Annotated in this window: 13 protein-coding genes; 8 read left to right on the top strand and 5 right to left on the bottom strand. The window is 71.6% G+C overall.

The window, feature by feature from the left end; translation table 11 throughout:
• Positions 1–26 precede the first annotated feature (26 nt).
• The 5 genes from CP968_RS12230 to CP968_RS12210 form a co-directional block, all read right to left on the bottom strand.
• Positions 27–2,084: a TPM domain-containing protein gene (locus tag CP968_RS12230; RefSeq protein ID WP_373304089.1), complete on the bottom strand. Its 2,058-nt coding sequence runs from the start codon at positions 2,082–2,084 to the stop codon at positions 27–29.
• 117 nt (positions 2,085–2,201) lie between these two features.
• On the bottom strand, positions 2,202–2,978 hold the full coding sequence (locus CP968_RS12225) for a succinate dehydrogenase/fumarate reductase iron-sulfur subunit (protein WP_150518042.1): 777 nt from the start codon (positions 2,976–2,978) through the stop codon (positions 2,202–2,204).
• Positions 2,975–4,891, bottom strand: a complete 1,917-nt coding sequence (locus tag CP968_RS12220; RefSeq protein WP_150518041.1) for a fumarate reductase/succinate dehydrogenase flavoprotein subunit — start codon at positions 4,889–4,891, stop codon at positions 2,975–2,977. The genes CP968_RS12225 and CP968_RS12220 overlap by 4 nt, the downstream gene beginning before the upstream one ends.
• Position 4,892: 1 nt before the next feature.
• Entirely contained in the window at positions 4,893–5,717 is an 825-nt protein-coding gene (locus CP968_RS12215) for a hypothetical protein (protein WP_150518040.1), read from the bottom strand.
• A gap of 58 nt (positions 5,718–5,775) precedes the next feature.
• Entirely contained in the window at positions 5,776–6,000 is a 225-nt protein-coding gene (locus tag CP968_RS12210) for a hypothetical protein (protein ID WP_150518039.1), read from the bottom strand.
• A gap of 350 nt (positions 6,001–6,350) precedes the next feature.
• Between CP968_RS12210 and CP968_RS12205 the strand changes: the two genes are divergently transcribed.
• The 8 genes from CP968_RS12205 to CP968_RS12170 all read left to right on the top strand — a co-directional run bounded on the left by CP968_RS12205 (position 6,351) and on the right by CP968_RS12170 (position 18,418).
• Positions 6,351–8,828, top strand: coding sequence for an ABC transporter substrate-binding protein (locus CP968_RS12205; protein ID WP_150518038.1), 2,478 nt, complete (start codon positions 6,351–6,353; stop codon positions 8,826–8,828).
• Positions 8,829–9,201: 373 nt separating this feature from the next.
• Positions 9,202–11,106, top strand: coding sequence for a translational GTPase TypA (typA, locus tag CP968_RS12200; protein ID WP_150518037.1), 1,905 nt, complete (start codon positions 9,202–9,204; stop codon positions 11,104–11,106).
• 452 nt (positions 11,107–11,558) lie between these two features.
• Positions 11,559–13,193, top strand: coding sequence for a peptide ABC transporter substrate-binding protein (locus CP968_RS12195; protein WP_150518036.1), 1,635 nt, complete (start codon positions 11,559–11,561; stop codon positions 13,191–13,193).
• A gap of 176 nt (positions 13,194–13,369) precedes the next feature.
• Positions 13,370–14,302 carry an ABC transporter permease gene (locus CP968_RS12190; protein ID WP_150518035.1) on the top strand — a complete coding sequence of 311 codons (933 nt, stop codon included), beginning with the start codon at positions 13,370–13,372 and terminating at the stop codon, positions 14,300–14,302.
• Positions 14,295–15,242, top strand: coding sequence for an ABC transporter permease (locus CP968_RS12185; protein ID WP_150518034.1), 948 nt, complete (start codon positions 14,295–14,297; stop codon positions 15,240–15,242). Before CP968_RS12190 ends, CP968_RS12185 begins: the two co-directional genes overlap by 8 nt.
• An 11-nt stretch (positions 15,243–15,253) precedes the next feature.
• Positions 15,254–16,309 (top strand): ABC transporter ATP-binding protein, encoded by a 1,056-nt coding sequence (locus CP968_RS12180; protein WP_150518033.1) that lies wholly within the window; start codon positions 15,254–15,256, stop codon positions 16,307–16,309.
• Complete coding sequence (locus tag CP968_RS12175; RefSeq protein ID WP_150518032.1) at positions 16,302–17,357, top strand: ABC transporter ATP-binding protein; 1,056 nt, start codon at positions 16,302–16,304, stop codon at positions 17,355–17,357. Before CP968_RS12180 ends, CP968_RS12175 begins: the two co-directional genes overlap by 8 nt.
• Positions 17,358–17,479: 122 nt before the next feature.
• The gene (locus CP968_RS12170; protein WP_150518031.1) at positions 17,480–18,418 is read left to right on the top strand and encodes a GNAT family N-acetyltransferase; all 939 of its coding nucleotides are present in this window, start codon (positions 17,480–17,482) and stop codon (positions 18,416–18,418) included.
• The last annotated feature ends 87 nt before the right edge of the window (positions 18,419–18,505 follow it).

The raw sequence follows: 18,505 nt of genomic DNA, 5'->3' as shown, positions 1-18,505 counted from the left end.
GGGGTCAGTCCGTGCGCGCCGTACGTTCAGAAGCGGCCGCCGCCGCCCATCCGGCCGCGGGTCCCGCCGCCGCCGAAGGAGCCCGGGCCGCCGCCGCCCCCGAAGCCCCCGCCGCCCCCGCCCCCGAAGCCGCCGCCCCCGCCGCGCAGGATCTCGCCGAGGATGATCCCGCCGAGCACCGCACCGCCCCGGCCGCCGCCCGCGCCGCGCCCGCCGTACGGGTCCCGGTAGCCCCGTACGTCCTGCTCCGCGAGCTGCTGCGCCTGCCGGGCCAGCCCGTCCGCGCGCTGGGCCTCGGCCAGCGCGCCCGCCGGGTCCGGCGCCGCCAGCGCCGCCGCCCGCTCCAGGTGCCGGCCGGCCTCCGCCAGCCGGGTGCGGGCCCCGCTGCCGACCGCGCCGCGGCTGGTGGTGACGTAGTCCGTGGCCGCGCCGATCGCGCTGCGGGCCGACAGCATCGCCTGGTCGAGCAGGGCCGCCGCCCGCTGCCGGCCCGACTCCCGCTCGCGGGTCCCGGCCAGCGCCTCGTCCAGCGCCGCGTCGGCCTCCTCCACCCGGCGCAGGCAGTCGATCGGGTCGTGGCGGCCCGCCGCCACCTCCTGCCGTACGGCGGCCAGCACCGCGGCCGCCCGCTCGATCCGGCCCCGCAGGTCCGCCGTCGACGTGCCCTCGGCCGTACCCGTCAGCAGCCCGCGGGCGTCCGCGAGGTCCGTGTCCGTCTCGGTCAGGGCCCCCGGCAGCTTCCCGGCCGCCTCCGCCAGTTCCTGCGCCCGCCGCTCCACCGCGTCCACCAGGGTCGCGGCCTGGTCCACCGCCCCCTCGGCCGCCCGCACGTGCACGGCCGCCCGGCCGTTGTCGCCCGCACCGACCGCGCCGCGCGCCTCCTCCAGGTGGGTCGTCGCGAACACCAGCCGGTCCTCGGCCTGCTCCGGGTTGGCGGCGACCGGGGCCGACGCGGAGTCCGCGTACCGGCCCGCCAGCGCCGTCAGCGTCGCGGTGGCCGTCGTGGTGCGTCCGTTCAGCGCCCGGAAGCGCTCCTCCACCGCGGCGAGGGCCTGCGGGGCGTTCCTCTCCAGGTCCCGCAGCCGGTCGAAGCCGGCCGACTCGGCGTCCAGCCGCCGGCCGGCCCCGGTGCACCGGGCGACGATCTCCTCCAGCATGCGGCGCCGGGTCGCGTCGTCCTCCGGGTAGGCGTCGTCCACCTGCTGGCGCAGCCGGAAGGCGCGGGTCAGCTCCGCCTTCGCGTCCGCCAGGGCCTGCGTGAAGGGCACCACCGCCTCGTCGCCGAACTGGGCGGTGGCGAAGCCGAGTTCCTCGGTGCTGGTGCGGACCGCGTCGTCCGTCTCCACCAGCAGCGCCTTGGCCCTGGCGTCCAGTTCCGGCAGCGGGAGCGGCGCCGGGCCGCCGCCGCCCCACCGCGGCCCGACGGCCGTGCCCCGCCCGGGGGCGCCGCCCCGGCGCCTGCGGCGGGTGTACGCGTACGCCCCGAGGGCGCCGGCCGCGCCGACCGCGACCACCGGGAGGACGTAGTCCCCGGCCCCGTCCCCGCCGTCCGCCGCGCCGCCGGGATCGGCCGGGCCGGGGGTGATCGAGGGCGCCGGGACGGGCAGCCCGCCGAGGACGGCGTCGTAGCCGTCGGCCGCGCCGATCGCCGCGCCCGCCCAGTCGTTCTGCCTCAGGGCCGGCTCGATGGCGGTGCGGGCCACGGACGCCAGCTGCTCCGGGGTGAAACCGGACTGCGCGTCGGCCGAATAGGCGTACTGCCGGGCGCCGGTCGCGACGGCCAGCAGGACGTCGTCCTGGCCGAGGCCGTTCTTCTCCGCCGTCGCGTCGGCCCAGCTCTGCGCGGAGCGCCCGGAGAAGTCGCGCACGTACGCCACGAAGAGCTGGATCCGCCGGTCGGCGTAGAGCCGGTCGAGCGCGGCCGTGACCGACGCCCCGCGGTCGCCCAGCGCGCCCACCCGGTCGGTGATCTGCCCCTGCCGCGCGAGGGCGACGGGATCGTCCGCCCGCGCGGGCGGGGCGCCGGCCACGGTCCAGCCGCCGGCCGCCAGGAGGGCGGCGGCCAGGGCCAGTGCGGCCCGCAGGGGTGTGCCCGCGGTGGTGCGTCTGTGCTTCCTGCTTCTCGGCGCGTTCACACTTGGGAGGGTATGGGCGGTTTCCTGCCTCCGCATGCGGAGGCAGGAGCCGCCGTACGTCCCGTCCTACGAGCCGCCCGAGCGCCGGCCGATCCGGCTGCCCAGCCAGACCAGCGGGTCGTACTTGCGGTCCGCCACCCGCTCCTTCAGCGGGATCAGCGCGTTGTCGGTGATCCTGATGCCCTCGGGGCAGACCTCGGTGCAGCACTTGGTGATGTTGCAGTACCCGAGCCCGTGCTCCTCCTGCGCCGCCCGCCCGCGGTCCAGCCCCGCCTCCCGTGCCGCGTCCAGCGGGTGCATGTCCAGCTCCGCCACCCGCATCAGGAACCGGGGACCGGCGAAGGCGGCCTTGTTCTCCTCGTGGTCGCGCACCACGTGGCAGGTGTCCTGGCACAGGAAGCACTCGATGCACTTGCGGAACTCCTGCGAGCGCTCCACGTCCACCTGCTGCATCCGGTACGCGCCCGGAGCCACCCCCTCGGGCGGCACGAAGGCGGGCACCTCGCGCGCCTTCGCGTAGTTGAAGGACACGTCCGTCACCAGGTCGCGGATGACGGGGAACGCGCGCAGCGGGGTGATCGTCACCGTCTCCCGGGGGTCGAAGACGGACATCCGCGTCATGCACATCAGCCGCGGCCGGCCGTCGACCTCCGCGCTGCACGAGCCGCACTTGCCCGCCTTGCAGTTCCAGCGCACCGCGAGGTCCGCGGCCTGGGTCGCCTGGATCCGGTGCACGACGTCGAGGACCACCTCGCCCTCGTTCACCTCGACGGTGAAGTCCCGCAGTTCGCCGCCCTCGGCGTCGCCCCGCCAGATCCGGAAGCGTGCGTCGTAGCCAGTCACCCGTGGAGCTCCTCTTCGGCGAGGTACTTGGCCAGCTCTTCCTTCTCGAACAGCGCGAGCAGGTCGGGCCGGATGGGTTCGGTGCGGATGCGTTCCAGGGCGATCCGGGCCGCGCCCGGATCGGCCGGCGCCGGGTCCACCGGCCGGCACAGCAGGTTCACCGGCCGCCAGTCGCGCTCCATCGCCGGGCAGTCCTCGCGGGTGTGGCCGCCGCGGCTCTCGGTGCGCTCCAGGGCCGCGCGGGCCACGCACTCGGCGACCAGCAGCATGTTGCGCAGGTCCAGCGCCAGGTGCCAGCCCGGGTTGAACTGGCGGTGCCCCTCGACCCCGGCCCGCGAGGCCCGTACGCGCAGCGCCGCGAGCCGCTCCAGCGCCTCGGCCATCTCGGCCCCGCGGCGGATGATGCCGACCAGGTCGTTCATGGCCGTCTGGAGCTCCTGGTGGAGCGTGTACGGGTTCTCCGCGCCCTCGGCGGCGTGGAACGGGGCCAGCGCCTCCGCGGCAGCCGCGTCCACCTCCCGCCCGGAGACCGCCGGGCGGGTCCCGGGGGCGGCGGCGTGCCGCGCCGCGTGCAGACCGGCCCGGCGGCCGAAGACCAGCAGGTCGGACAGGGAGTTCCCGCCGAGCCGGTTCGAGCCGTGCATCCCGCCGGCGACCTCCCCGGCCGCGAAGAGCCCCGGCACCCCGACCGCGGCGGCGGTCTCCGAGTCCACCGCGATGCCGCCCATCACGTAGTGGCAGGTCGGGCCGACCTCCATCGGCTCCGCCGTGATGTCCACGTCCGCCAGCTCCTTGAACTGGTGGTACATGGACGGCAGCCGCCGCCTGATCCGCTCCGCCGGCATCCGCGTCGACACGTCCAGGAAGACCCCGCCGTGCGGGGAGCCGCGGCCCGCCTTGACCTCCGCGTTGATGGCCCGCGCCACCTCGTCGCGGGGGAGCAGCTCGGGCGGGCGCCGGTTGTGGTCGGGATCCTCGTACCAGCGGTCGCCCTCCTCCTGGGACTCGGCGTACTTCTCCTTGAACACGTCCGGCACGTAGTCGAACATGAACCGCCGGCCCTCGCTGTTGCGCAGCACCCCGCCGTCCCCGCGCACCGACTCGGTGACGAGGATGCCCTTGACCGACGGCGGCCAGACCATGCCGGTCGGGTGGAACTGCACGAACTCCATGTTGAGCAGCGGCGCGCCCGCGAGCAGGGCCAGCGCGTGCCCGTCGCCGGTGTACTCCCAGGAGTTGGAGGTGGTCTTGAAGGACTTGCCGATCCCGCCCGTGGCCAGCACCACCGCCGGGGCCTCCAGGACGAAGAAGCGGCCGGTCTCGCGCTCGTAGCAGAAGGTCCCCGAGACCCGCTGCCCGCCCGCCGGGCCGCGGTCCTTCAGCACGCGGGTGACCGTGCACTCCTGGAAGACCCTGAGCCGGGCCTCGTGGTCCCCGTACCGCGCGAAGTCCTCCTGCTGGAGGGCGACCACCTTCTGCTGGAGGGTGCGGATCAGCTCCAGGCCCGTACGGTCCCCGACGTGGGCGAGGCGCGGGTACTCGTGGCCGCCGAAGTTGCGCTGGGATATCCGTCCGTCCGGCGTCCGGTCGAAGAGCGCGCCCCAGGTCTCCAGCTCCCAGACCCGGTCCGGGGCCTCCTTGGCGTGCAGCTCGGCCATCCGCCACTGGTTGAGGAACTTGCCGCCGCGCATCGTGTCGCGGAAGTGCACCTGCCAGTTGTCGCCCTCGTTGACGTTGCCCAGGGAGGCGGCGATCCCGCCTTCGGCCATCACCGTGTGGGCCTTGCCGAAGAGCGACTTGCAGATCACCGCCGTCCGGGCGCCCTGCTCGCGGGCCTCGATCGCGGCGCGCAGCCCGGCGCCGCCCGCGCCGACCACGACCACGTCCCACTGCTGCCGTTCCACGTGAGCCATCTCAGAAGATCCTCGGGTCGGTGAAGGCGCCGCCGGCCAGCAGGTACACGTAGAAGTCGCAGGCGGCGACGCTGATCAGGGAGGCCCAGGCCAGCTGCATGTGGCGGGCGTTGAGACGGCTGACCCAGCCCCACAGCCGGTAGCGCACGGGGTGCCGGGAGAAATGCCGCAGCCGGCCGCCCATGACGTGCCGGCAGGAGTGGCACGAGAGGGTGTACGCCCAGATCAGGGTGATGTTGACGAGGAACAGGAGCGTCCCCAGGCCCATGTGGCCCCAGGCGTACTGGGCGTCGCGGAAGGTCAGCACGGTGTCGTACGTGAGGATGCCGGCGACGGGGACGGCCGCGTAGAAGAAGTACCGGTGCGCGTTCTGCAGGACCAGCGGGAAGCGGGTCTCGCCGGTGTAGCGCGCGTGGGGCTCGGCGACGGCGCAGGCGGGCGGGGAGGCCCAGAAGCCCCGGTAGTAGGCCTTGCGGTAGTAGTAGCAGGTCAGCCGGAAACCGAGCGGGAAGACCAGGACCAGCAGGGCGGGGGACAGGCCCCACCAGCTGCCGAACAGGTCCCAGTTGGGGCCGCCGCGCATCTCGCGGCAGTTCTCCGCGAGGCACGGCGAGTAGAACGGCGAGACGTAGGGGGCCGCGTAGTAGTCGGCGCCGGCGAAGGCCCGCCAGGTCGAGTAGACGACGAAGGCGAACAGCCCGGCCGCGGTGCCGGCGGGCGCCAGCCACCACCGGTCGGTCCGCAGGTGCCGGGCCGCCATCGCCGCCCGGGAGGCGCCGTGGACGCCGGAGGGCCGCTGTCGGGGTGGTTCCGTGCCTGTGGCCAAGGGGGACTCCGGGTGGAGTGAGGGGTCGGCTGGGGCGGGAGGCTGCGGACGCGGGACGTCAGGGGGCGCGGCGGTCGCGGGCGCCCAGGCCCTCGTCGTCGGAGTCCGTCCACAGCGTGCTGTCGTACGGGGTGTCCGGAACGCCCACCATCCGTGAGGGGTCGGACTCGGCGGCCGGGGCCGCCGGGCGGGGCCGCCCGGCCTGCCGCTCCAGCCGCTCGACCGTGCGCGTCAGCTGGTCCAGGTCGCGTCGTACGGCCGTCAGATCGTCGTGCAGGGACATGATGTGCCCTCACTTCCGCAGGGGTGCGGTGGCGACGCTCGTGGTGCGGCTGCGAGTGTCGCGCCTCCCGTCCCCGGTTGTGAAGGCACGTGCAGCGATTGCCCGGCGCACGGCCGGTAACCGCACGCCCCTTCCGTGAGCCTCCGCCCTCCCTCGGGCGGGGGAACGGGCGCGCGGCCCGCAAGCCGGATTGGTCCGCACGGGTGGGGTTCGCGGCGTGGCGCGGGGCGGCTGCGAGGGGCGTGGGGGGTGGTCGATTTCAGTGGGTTTCGGCAACCGGTGTGATCAGCTCCATATACCGCCGAACGTGATCATGCTTCCCCCCACGCCCCGCCCCGGAGGTACCACCCATGTCCCAGAGAAGGCGCAGGTCCTTGGCGCTCCTGACCTCGGGAGTCCTCGCACTGCCGCTGCTCACGGGCTGCGGCGCGGGTGACGACGAGGGCGGCCAGGCCGCCGCAGGCCAGGACATCGCCACGACCGCCCGTGACAAGGTCGCCGACGGGGGTGTGCTGCGCTGGGCGGTGGACGCCCTCCCGGAGACCCTGAACACCTTCCAGGCCGACGCGGACGCCGCCACCAACCGGATCGCCGGGGCCGTGCTGCCCCAGCTGTTCGTCCTGGACGGCAAGGGGCGGCCGGTGGCCAATCCCGACTACCTGGAGAAGGCCGAGGTCGTCGAGCGCGAGCCGAAGCAGGTGGTCCTGTACAAGCTCAACCAGCAGGCGGTGTGGAGCGACGGCCGCGAGATCGGCGCCGCCGACTTCCTCGCGCAGTGGCGGGCGCTGAGCGGCAAGGACACCGCGTACTGGACGGCCCGCAACGCGGGCTACGACCGCATCGAGAAGATCGAGCGGGGCAAGACCGACCTGGAGGTCAAGGTCACCTTCGCCAAGCCGTACACCGACTGGCGCTCCCTGTTCAGCCCGCTCTACCCCAAGCAGGTCACCGGCACCCCGGACGCCTTCAACGAGGGCGCCCGCAGCGCGCTCAAGGTCACCGCGGGCCCCTTCGCCCTCGGCGCCGTCGACAAGAAGACCGGCACCGTCGCCCTGACCCGCAACCCGCGCTGGTGGGGACAGCCCGCCAAGCTGGACACGCTGGTGCTCACGGCCGTGCCGCGGGCCGAGCGCCCGTCCGCGCTGGCCGCCGGGAAGGTCGACCTCGCCGACGTGGACCGGGCCGGCGCCGAGCGCATCGCCCTGGCCCACCGGGACGGCAAGGGCGGCCCGGCGGCGGGCGCCGGCGGCGCCCCGGCCCACGGCCCGGGCGCCTCCCTGACCCCCGCCCAGGCCACCCTGTCGTGGGCCGTCGCCCACGGCCCGGACGAGGGCAAGGCGGCCGAGGAGCAGGAGCGCCGCCAGAAGCACGTCGAAGCGGTCGGCACCTACGCGGCCGAGCAGACGGCCCTGCGCGGCTTCACCGTCCGCAAGTCCCTGGAGCCGGTCTACACGCAGCTCGCGATGAACGGCGCCTCCGGCCCGCTGGCGGACGAGCGGGTGCGCCGGGCCGTGGCCCGCGCCCTGGACCGCAAGGCCCTGGCCGAGGTCGTGCTGAAGCCGCTGGGCCTGCCCGCGGAGCCGGTCGGCAGCCACGTCGCCCTGGCCGGGCAGCAGGCCTACGCCGACAACAGCGGCGCCCTCGGCGGCCAGGACACCCGGGCGGCCCAGGCCCTGCTCGCCGACGCCGGCTGGCGCAAGGGCGGCAGGATCACCGAGCCGGCCGGCGCCAAGGCGGGCGCCGAGAGCGACAAGCAGGACGACTCCAAGACCCCGTCGAGCCGGACCCCGGCGGCTCAGACCCCCGCCGCCCGGCCCCAGGCGGGCCCGGGCACGGGCGACGACGGCCTCTACATCGTCGGCCAGGACGACGGCCGGGGCGGCGGGCACCGCCCGGGCAGCGCCCCGTACGACCACGAGGACGGGCACGAGGACGGCCCCGACGGCCGCCCCGAGGACGCCGAGGGCCACAGCGGCGACGGCGCCCTGGCCGACGACCCGGACCGGGGCCCCGACGCGGCGGACGCCGAGGCCGGCGCCCTCGCGCGGGGCGGACCCGAGCGGCCCTCCCCGGTCCTGGCCCCCGAGCCCTTCGCGGCCGGCCAGCACGCCTCGCTCCTGGCCCAGGCCGCCGCGGCCCGTGCGGCCGCCGCCGCCGCCCGCGCGGAGGACGACGGCAAGCGCGGCCCGGCCCGCGACGACGCGGCCGACGGCGACAAGGCCTCCCCCTCCCCGGCCAAGCAGGCCGCGCGCACCTCCGGCGCCATGCTCGCCAAGGACGGCAAGCCGCTGGCCCTGCGGTTCGTCCTGCCCTCCGGACCCGGCTCGGAGGCCCTGCGCGCGGTCGGCGAGCGGATCTCCGGCATGCTGCGGACGATCGGGGTGAGCACCGAGATCACCAAGGTGGCCGACGACAGCTTCTTCAAGGACCACGTCGCCTCGGGCCTGTACGACCTGGCCCTGTACTCCTGGCCGGCCACCGCCTACCCGGCGACCGACGCCCGGCCGATCTTCGTCAAGCCGGAGCCGGCCGCCGACGGCTCGCTCCTCGTCGAACAGAACTACACCCGGGTCGGCACCGACCACATCGACCAGCTGTTCGACCAGGCGCTGGGCGAGCTCGACGAGAAGCAGTCGCGCGAGCTCGTGCGCAAGGCGGACGCCCGGATCTGGGCCGCCGCCGGCTCCATCCCGCTCTACCAGCGCCCCGAGCTGGTGGCGACCAAGCCGAGCCTGGCCAACGCGGGAGCCTTCGGCCTCGGCGCCCCCCGGTACCAGGACATCGGCTGGAAGAAGCCGCCGACCGCCAAGGACAAGAAGAACAAGTAGCCCGGACCCCGCCCGACGCGCCCGGGACGTGGGCCGGAAGAGGGAGAAGAAGTGGTGACAAACCGGTTGCCGAGAGGTGGACCGGCGGCCCCGCTAGCTCAGATGTGACTCAAGTCCCTTGCCCGCCGGATCTCCGGCGGGCAAGGTCGTTCCTACCCGTTGACCCGCAGGAACACAGGCCGGACCGGCGGCCGAGGCTCCCCACCCCGCACTCGGTCCTCCTCATGCATCCGGCCTCTTGACAGACCCCCCGGCAGCCGGTTCCCGCCGCGCGACGTACCATGGGGTAAGGCCGTGGCAGGTTTTCGCCCGGTCGAGGCGCGCGTGCCAGGCCGTACGCGACGCCATCCACGATCCCGGGAGAAGCGCCGAAGTGCCCACGCGCCACGACATCCGTAACGTCGCCATCGTCGCCCACGTCGACCATGGCAAGACGACCATCGTCGATGCCATGCTCAAGCAGGCCGGTGCCTTCGCCGCCCACCAGCACCTCGACGACCGCATGATGGACTCGAACGACCTGGAGCGTGAGAAGGGCATCACGATCCTCGCCAAGAACACGGCGGTGAAGTACCACCCCAAGGACGGCGGGGCGCCCATCACGATCAACATCATCGACACCCCCGGCCACGCCGACTTCGGTGGTGAGGTCGAGCGCGGTCTGTCGATGGTGGACGCGGTCGTGCTGCTGGTGGACGCCTCCGAGGGTCCGCTGCCCCAGACCCGGTTCGTCCTGCGCAAGGCCCTGCAGGCGAAGATGCCGGTCATCCTGTGCATCAACAAGACCGACCGCCCGGACTCCCGGATCGACGAGGTCGTCAACGAGACGTACGACCTCTTCCTCGACCTGGACGCGGACGAGGACCAGATCGAGTTCCCGATCGTCTACGCCTGCGGCCGTGACGGCGTCGCCTCGCTGACCAAGCCGGAGGACGGCACGGTCCCCGCGGACAGCGACAGCCTGGAGCCGTTCTTCTCCACCATCCTGGAGCACGTCCCGGCCCCGGTCTTCGACGAGGAGGCCCCCCTCCAGGCCCACGTCACCAACCTGGACGCCGACAACTTCCTCGGCCGCATCGCGCTCGTCCGCGTCGAGCAGGGCGAGCTGCGCAAGGGCCAGACCGTCGCGTGGATCAAGCGCGACGGCACCATCTCCAACGTCCGCATCACCGAGCTGATGATGACCGAGGCGCTCACCCGCAAGCCGGCCGAGGTGGCGGGCCCGGGTGACATCTGCGCGGTCGCCGGTTTCCCCGACATCATGATCGGCGAGACCCTGGCCGACCCGGAGAACCCGATCGCGCTGCCGCTGATCTCGGTCGACGAGCCGGCGATCTCCATGACCATCGGCACGAACACCTCCCCGATGGTCGGCCGCGGCGGCAGCGGCAAGGGCGCGGACGCCAAGTCCGCGGTCAAGGACCGCAAGGTCACCGCCCGCCAGGTCAAGGACCGCCTCGACCGCGAGCTCGTCGGCAACGTCTCGCTCCGCGTCCTGGACACCGAGCGCCCCGACGCCTGGGAGGTCCAGGGCCGCGGTGAGCTCGCGCTCGCCATCCTGGTCGAGCAGATGCGCCGCGAGGGCTTCGAGCTGACCATCGGCAAGCCGCAGGTGGTCACGCAGGAGATCGACGGCAAGGTGCACGAGCCGGTCGAGCGCATGACGGTCGACGTCCCCGAGGAGCACATGGGCGCGGTCACGCAGCTCATGGGCGTCCGCAAGGGCCGCATGGACAACATGTCGAACCACGGCTCCGGCTGGGTCCGCATGGAGTTCGTCGTCCCGTCGCGCGGCCTCATCGGCTTCCGCACCGAGTTCCTCACCGGTACGCGCGGCACCGGCATCGCGCACTCCATCCACGAGGGCCTGGAGCCGTGGTTCGGCCCGCTGGTCACCCGCAACAACGGCTCGCTGGTCGCGGACCGCGCGGGTTCGGTCACGCCGTTCGCGATGATCAACCTCCAGGAGCGCGGCGTCCTGTTCACCGAGCCCGGCACCGAGGTGTACGAGGGCATGATCGTCGGCGAGAACTCGCGCTCCGACGACATGGACGTGAACATCACCAAGGAGAAGAAGCTCACCAACATGCGTGCGGCTTCCGCGGACAACACCGAGAACGTGGTGCCGCCGCGCAGGCTCTCCCTGGAGCAGTCCCTGGAGTTCTGCCGCGACGACGAGTGCGTCGAGGTGACCCCGGAGGCCGTCCGCATCCGCAAGGTCGTCCTGGACCAGAAGGACCGCTCGCGCACCGCGTCGCGCGCCAAGTCCGCGAAGTAGTACCCGCGTCGCACCGGGGCCGCGCGAGCGGTCCCGGGGGCGGGCGAAACACCCGCAAAACCCTACAGCCCCTCCCGTCACGGACTCCGTGATCGGAGGGGCTGTTCGCGTCTGTCAAACGGATTGTTGCGTTCTGATGTCCGCATACCGACCGTGACACTCCGGAAGATGAGCTAACCGTCCGTTTCGCACGTGTCTGTCTCCTATCCGTTTGTCCGGATTTCGGGTTTTCGCCATGTGATGATGTTGCGAAAACGAGACCACTTAAGTGTGGTTTACGGCCTGACCGTCCTTGAGGATGGCTCCATTGAGCTCGGGTCAATGGGTCATACGCCGTGGGGAGCGTCGACTCACGAGCACACTCGGGGCACTGTCCCTTTCGCCGTCAGGGGTGTCGGCGAAACACACCTGTGCCCCTCACATCAGACAGTGGACTCATGAGGAGGAAACCCATGCGCGGTGCCAAGAGCGCCAAGTGGGTAGCGGGCGCGATTGTCGTCGCCCTGGCAGCGACCGCCTGCGGCGGTGGCGACAAGGGCGATGCCGCCAAGGGTGAGGTTGACCCGAACGGTATCTACTCGATCGAGGTGGGCGAGCCGGAGAAGCTCCTCCAGCCGGCCGACACGATGGAGTCCAACGGCTCGATCGTCCTGTCCGGTCTGTTCTCGCAGCTGGTCGACTACGACGCCGACGGCAAGCTGACCATGGTCAACGCCGAGTCGGTCGAGTCCAAGGACAGCAAGCTCTGGACGGTCAAGCTCAAGCCGGGCTGGACCTTCCACGACGGCACCACCGTCAACGCGCAGTCCTACGTCAAGGCGTGGAACTGGGCCGCGAACATCGACAACAAGCAGGGCAACGCGTCCTGGTTCGCCGACATCAAGGGCTTCGAGGCCCTGCACCCCGCGGCGGAGGGCGCCAAGCCCACCGGCACGGAGCTCGAAGGCCTGAAGGTCGTCGACGACAACACCTTCACCATCGAGCTCGCCAACGCGGTGCCGTACTTCGCGTACAAGCTCGGCTACGAGGTCTTCTCCCCGCTGCCCGAGTCCTTCTACAAGGACCCCGCGGCCGCCGGTGAGAAGCCGGTCGGCAACGGCCCGTACAAGTTCAAGTCCTGGGAGCACAAGAAGCAGATCGAGCTGACCCGCTTCGACGACTACAAGGGCGAGAACAAGGCGAAGAACGGCGGTGTGGTCCTCAAGAACTACTCCACCGTCGAGACCGCCTACGAGGACCTGAAGTCGGGCAACGTCGACGTGCTCCGCACGATCGGCCCGAAGGACCTCCCGGTCTACCGCAACGACCTCGGCGACCGCGCCGTGGACCAGGCGTACTCCGCGATCCAGACGCTGGCCATCGCGTTCTACGCCGACCAGTGGAAGACCCCGAAGCCGGTCGACCCGAAGGTCATCCAGGGCCTGTCGATGGCGATCGACCGCGACACCATCACCAAGACCGTGCTCCAGGGCACCCGCGAGCCCGCCACCGGCTGGGTCGCCAAGGGCGTCCTCGGCTACACGCCGAACGCCACCGGTGACGTCACCAAGTACGACCCCGCGAAGGCCAAGGCGCTCATCGCCGAGGGCGGCGGCGTTCCGAACAACGAGATCTCCATCCAGTTCAACTCGGACGGCGGTCACAAGGAGTGGGTCGAGGCGGTCTGCAACAGCATCACGCAGGCCACCGCGGTCAAGTGCACCGGTGACGCCAAGCCCGACTTCCAGGCCGACCTCCAGGCCCGCAAGTCCAAGCAGGTCAAGTCGATCTACCGCTCCGGCTGGGTCCTCGACTACCCGGTGAACGCCAACTTCATCAGCGACCTGTTCCGCACGGGCGCCGGCGGCAACCAGGGCGGCTTCTCCAGCCCCGAGCTCGACGCCAAGATCGCCGCGGCCGACACCGCGGCGACCCTGGACGAGTCCGTGAAGGCGTACCAGGCCGTCGAGAAGGACCTGGTCAACTACATGCCCTCCATCCCGCTCTGGTACTACAAGGTCAACGCGGGCTACTCGGAGAAGGTCCAGAACGTGAAGTACGCCCAGGACGGCGACCCGATCATCGAAGGTGTCGAGGTCAAGAAGTAAGTCCCACCGCGTAATTCCGCTCGAAACGGGTGTGGGCCGGCGGGGAGCCGGCCCGCATCCGGGCCTATACGCAGCGCCCGGGGGGCCCTTTCGCGACGCAGTGACGAGACCGTCACGTGCGTGCGTGGCGAAAGGGCCCGTCCGGCTGCGCCTGCCGCATCTTCTACGGAGGCATGATGGGGCGCTATGTCGCACGACGACTGCTCCAGATGATCCCGGTCTTCTTCGGGACGACCCTGCTCATCTTCATGATGGTCTACAGCCTGCCCGGCGACCCCGTGGCCGGACTCTTCGGTGACAAGGGCACCGACCCTGCCACGCTGGCCAAGCTCCGGCACGAGTACGGGCTGGACCTGCCGATCCTTCAGCAGTACTGGAACTACATCTCGAACATCCTGTTCCACTTCGACTTCGGCCAGCAGATCCGAAGCGGACGTGAGATCACCGATGTGCTCGGCAGCGCCTTCCCGGTCACGCTCCGGCTGGCCCTGCTGGCGTTCACCATCGAGATCGTCCTGGGCCTGGCCCTCGGCATCGTCGCCGGCCTGAAGGCCGGCAAGCTCGCCGACAACCTGATCCTGGTCCTGACCCTGCTGATCATCTCGGTGCCGGTCTTCGTCCTCGGCTTCATCGTCAAGACGGTGTTCGCCTTCCAGCTCGGCTGGATCGCGCCCAACGTCAGCAACGACGAGACATGGGGCGAACTGATCGCACCCGCCATCGTGCTGGGGTCGCTGTCCCTCGCCTACGTGGCGCGCCTGACCCGTACCTCGATGGCCGAGAACCTGCGCGCCGACTACGTGCGCACCGCCGTCGCCAAGGGCCTGCCCAAGCGCCGCGTCATCGGCGTGCACCTCATGCGCAACTCGATGATCCCCGTCGTGACCTTCCTGGGCACCGACATCGGCGCCCTCATGGGCGGCGCCGTCGTCACCGAGGGCATCTTCAACGTCAAGGGCGTCGGTGGTCTGATCTACGAATCGATCATCCGTCGCGAAGGCCTGACCGTCGTCGGTGTCGTCACCGTCCTGGTCGTCGTCTACCTGATAGCCAGCCTGCTCGTCGACCTCCTCTACGCGGTCATGGACCCGAGGATCCGGTATGCCTGACATGACCAAGACCGAAACCCCGGCGGCCGAGGCCCCCGTGGCGCCCGCCGCCCCGGTGGACCCGAAGAACGCCGAGAAGGCGCGCAGCCTCTGGGGCGACGCCTGGGCCGACCTGCGGCGCAATCCGTACTTCGTCGTCTCCTCGGTGCTGATCCTCATCCTGCTGACGATCTCGGCCTTCCCGAGCCTGTTCACCAGCGTCGACCCCACCAAGGGCGACCTGGTCAACCACTTCCTCAGCAAGCCGGAACTGGCCAAGGTCGGTTCGCCCGAGTGGCTCGGCTACGACGGCCAGGGGCGCAGCGTCTACGCCCGCCTCATCTACGGCACCCGCGCCTCGATCATCGTCGCCGTCTGCGTGACCCTGATCGTCACGGTGATCGGCTCGCTCACGGGCATGATCGCCGGCTACTTCGGCGGCGTCACCGACGCGATCATGTCCCGCCTCACGGACATCTTCTTCGGCATCCCGTTCCTGCTCGGCTCGATGGTCGTCCTCCAGGCCTTCACCAAGCGCACGGTGTGGACGGTCGTCTTCGCCCTGGCCTTCCTCGGCTGGACGCAGATCAACCGCGTCATGCGCGGCGCGGTCATCACCGTGAAGCAGGCCGACTACGTGCACGCCGCGAAGGCGCTGGGCGCCGGCACCCCGAGGATCCTGTTCCGGCACATCCTGCCGAACGCCATGGCACCGGTGATCGTGGTCTCCACGATCGCGCTGGGCGGCTACGTGTCGGCCGAGGCGACCCTGTCCTACCTGGGCCTGGGCCTCGCGTCCCCGACCATCTCGTGGGGCGTGGACATCTCCGCCGGTGCGGCGCAGATCCGGGTGGCCGAGCACATCCTGTTCTACCCCTCGATCATGCTCAGCCTCACCGTCCTCGCGTTCATCATGCTCGGCGAAGCGGTCCGCAACGCCCTCGACCCGAAGCTGCGCTGAGGAGGGCGTAAGTGATCACCATGGACAAGACCAGCAGTGTTCCCTCCCCGCGTGACGGGGACCCCCAGGTGCCGCTCCTCGAAGTGCGTGACCTGCACGTGGAGTTCCACACCCGCGACGGCGTGGCCAAGGCCGTCAACGGCGTCAACTACAGCGTGAGCGCCGGCGAGACCCTCGCCGTGCTCGGCGAGTCGGGCTCCGGCAAGTCCGTGACGGCGCAGGCCATCATGGGCATCCTCGACATGCCCCCCGGCAAGATCCCGCAGGGCGAGATCCTCTTCCGCGGCCAGGACATGCTCAAGATGAGCTTCGAGGAGCGGCGGCAGCTGCGCGGCCGGAAGATCGCCATGATCTTCCAGGACGCGCTGTCCTCGCTGAACCCCGTGCTCACCGTCGGCTACCAGCTGGGCGAGATGTTCCGCGTCCACCAGGGCGCGTCGAAGAAGGAAGCCCGGCTCAAGTCCATCGAGCTGATGGACAAGGTGAAGATCCCCGCTGCCGCACAGCGCGTGGACGACTACCCCCACCACTTCTCCGGCGGCATGCGCCAGCGCATCATGATCGCCATGGCGATCGCGCTGGAGCCGGACCTGATCATCGCCGACGAGCCGACCACGGCCCTCGACGTGACGGTCCAGGCCCAGGTCATGGACCTGCTGGCCGAGCTCCAGCGCGAGCTGAACATGGGCCTGATCCTGATCACCCACGACCTCGGCGTCGTCGCCGACGTCGCGGACAAGATCGCGGTCATGTACGCCGGCCGGATCGTCGAGACGGCCCCGGTGCACGAGATCTACAAGCGTCCGGCGCACCCGTACACGCGGGGTCTGCTGGACTCGATCCCGCGCCTCGACCAGAAGGGCCAGGAGCTCTTCGCCATCAAGGGCCTGCCGCCCAACCTCCTGCGGCTCCCGAACGGCTGTTCGTTCAACCCGCGCTGCATCGCGGCCCAGGACATCTGCCGGTCCGAGATCCCCGTGCTCCAGGCGGTCAGCGAGCAGGACGGCAGCGAGCTGCCGGGCCGCCACAGCGCGTGCCACTTCTGGAAGGAGCAGATCCATGGCTGAGCTCACCAAGAACAGCACCCCCGAGCGCGAGCCGATCCTCCAGGTCCGCAACCTGGTCAAGCACTTCCCGCTGACCCAGGGCATCCTGTTCAAGAAGCAGGTCGGCGCGGTCAAGGCCGTGGACGGCATCAGCTTCGACCTGTACCAGGGCGAGACCCTGGGCATCGTCGGCGAGTCAGGCTGCGGCAAGTCCACCGTCGCCAAGCTGCTGATGAACCTGGAGCGGGCCACCGCCGGCGAGGTCTTCTACAAGGGCCAGGACATCACCAAGCTGTCCGGCCGCGCCCTGAAGGCCGTCCGCCGCAACATCCAGATGGTCTTCCAGGACCCGTACACCTCGCTGAACCCGCGCATGACGGTCGGCGACATCATCGGCGAGACGTACGACATCCACCCCGAGGTGGCCCCCAAGGGCGACCGGCGGCGGAAGGTCCAGGAGCTCCTGGACGTCGTGGGCCTCAACCCCGAGTACATCAACCGCTACCCGCACCAGTTCTCCGGCGGCCAGCGCCAGCGCATCGGCATCGCCCGCGGCCTCGCGCTCAACCCGGAGATCATCATCTGCGACGAGCCGGTCTCCGCGCTCGACGTGTCGGTGCAGGCGCAGGTCATCAACCTGATGGAGAAGCTCCAGGACGAGTTCAACCTCTCCTACATCTTCATCGCGCACGACCTGTCGATCGTCCGGCACATCTCGGACCGCGTCGGCGTCATGTACCTCGGCAAGATGGCCGAGATCGGCACCGACGAGCAGATCTACGACCACCCGACGCACCCCTACACCCAGGCGCTGCTGTCGGCGGTCCCCGTCCCGGACCCCGAGGCCCGCGAGCACCGCGACCGGATCATCCTCACCGGCGACGTCCCGTCCCCGGCCAACCCGCCGTCGGGCTGCCGCTTCCGCACCCGCTGCTGGAAGGCCCAGGACAAGTGCTCCACCGAGGAGCCGCTGCTGGCGATCCCGGAGCGCTTCAAGGGCGAGGACACCTTCGCCGCGCACGAGTCCGCGTGCCACTTCGCGGAGGAGCGGGCCGTCCTGGCCGTCTGACCCGCAGGCGTACGCACCCCTGGCGCCCGGTACCGGAATCCTCCGGTGCCGGGCGCTTCGGCGTACGCCCCGTACGGGCGGGGCGGTTGCACCCGCCGGGCGGCCGGGCCGAGAGTGGGCCGATGACCGCCATGCTGACCGTCCGGCCCGCCGGACCCGGGGACGCGTCCGACATCTGCGCCCTGCTCAACGCCGTCGACATGATCGAGATCGGCCGCCCGGAGACCGACCTCGGCACCGTCGAGGCCGATCTGCGCCACCCCGACGTCGACCTCGCCACCGACACCTGGCTCGCCTTCGAGGGGGGCCGGCTGATCGGGTACGCCCTGGTCTGGGCCGACTCCGGGCCCGGCCGCGTCGACGGGGACCACTACGTGCTGCCCGGCCGGCCCGCGGCCGCCCGGCTGCTGATGGAGCGCATGGAGGCGCGGGCCCGCAAGCTGGCCGCCGGGGCGCCGGGCGGCACGCTGCGGCTCCAGCTCAACGTGGTCCCCATCCTGGACCCGGCCCTCCTCACCGGGCGCGGCTACCGGCCCGTCCGCCGCCACCAGGTCATGACCCGCGCCCTGTCCCCGACCGTCGACCTGCCGCCCGCCCCGCCCGCCGGCCTCGTCCTGCGCCACTGCGGCGGCGACGAGGCCGACCGCCGCCGCGCCCACGCCCTGGTGGAGGAGACCTTCGCGGGGCACTTCGGGCACGTACAGCGCGCGTACGGGCCCTGGCTCGACCACCTGGACGCCCGGGCGCTCGACTGGTCCCTCGTGTGGATCGCGAGCCTGCCGGGGGAGGGGGACGCCGCCGTGCTGCTCACCCGGGACGACCGTACGAGCATGGCCTGGGTCAGCCACCTCGGCGTGCGGGAGCGGCTGCGCGGCCGCGGCATCGGGGGCTTCCTGCTCCGCCACGGTTTCGCCGTCCACGCGGCCCGCGGCCGGGACACGGTCGGCCTCGGCGTGGACACCCGCAACGAAACCGGCGCGCTGGCGCTCTACGAGGCGCACGGCATGGGCCTGCACTACGCGGTGGACACCTGGGAGCTGCCTTTGCACCCGCAGGGGTGACAGGGGCGTGACGCGGGGGTGCAATCGGTCCAACGGGGAGTGTGCCGGGCGGCTCATGGGGTGACATAGGCCCCTGAACGAGTTTCG

It is taken from the genome of Streptomyces subrutilus, from assembly GCF_008704535.1.
GTDB classification, from domain to species: domain Bacteria; phylum Actinomycetota; class Actinomycetes; order Streptomycetales; family Streptomycetaceae; genus Streptomyces; species Streptomyces subrutilus.
Note: the sequence above shows the minus strand (reverse complement) of the source record. Positions and strands in the feature narration are given on the sequence as shown.

Excerpts from the sequence above, each read along its gene's own strand:
- CP968_RS12220 (WP_150518041.1), bottom strand. The coding sequence starts at position 4,891 with ATGGCTCACGTGGAACGGCAGCAGTGGGACGTGGTCGTGGTCGGCGCG.
- CP968_RS12210 (WP_150518039.1), bottom strand. The coding sequence starts at position 6,000 with ATGTCCCTGCACGACGATCTGACGGCCGTACGACGCGACCTGGACCAG.
- CP968_RS12205 (WP_150518038.1), top strand. The coding sequence starts at position 6,351 with ATGTCCCAGAGAAGGCGCAGGTCCTTGGCGCTCCTGACCTCGGGAGTC.
- CP968_RS12195 (WP_150518036.1), top strand. The coding sequence starts at position 11,559 with ATGCGCGGTGCCAAGAGCGCCAAGTGGGTAGCGGGCGCGATTGTCGTC.
- CP968_RS12190 (WP_150518035.1), top strand. The coding sequence starts at position 13,370 with ATGGGGCGCTATGTCGCACGACGACTGCTCCAGATGATCCCGGTCTTC.
- CP968_RS12185 (WP_150518034.1), top strand. The coding sequence starts at position 14,295 with ATGCCTGACATGACCAAGACCGAAACCCCGGCGGCCGAGGCCCCCGTG.
- CP968_RS12175 (WP_150518032.1), top strand. The coding sequence starts at position 16,302 with ATGGCTGAGCTCACCAAGAACAGCACCCCCGAGCGCGAGCCGATCCTC.
- CP968_RS12170 (WP_150518031.1), top strand. The coding sequence starts at position 17,480 with ATGACCGCCATGCTGACCGTCCGGCCCGCCGGACCCGGGGACGCGTCC.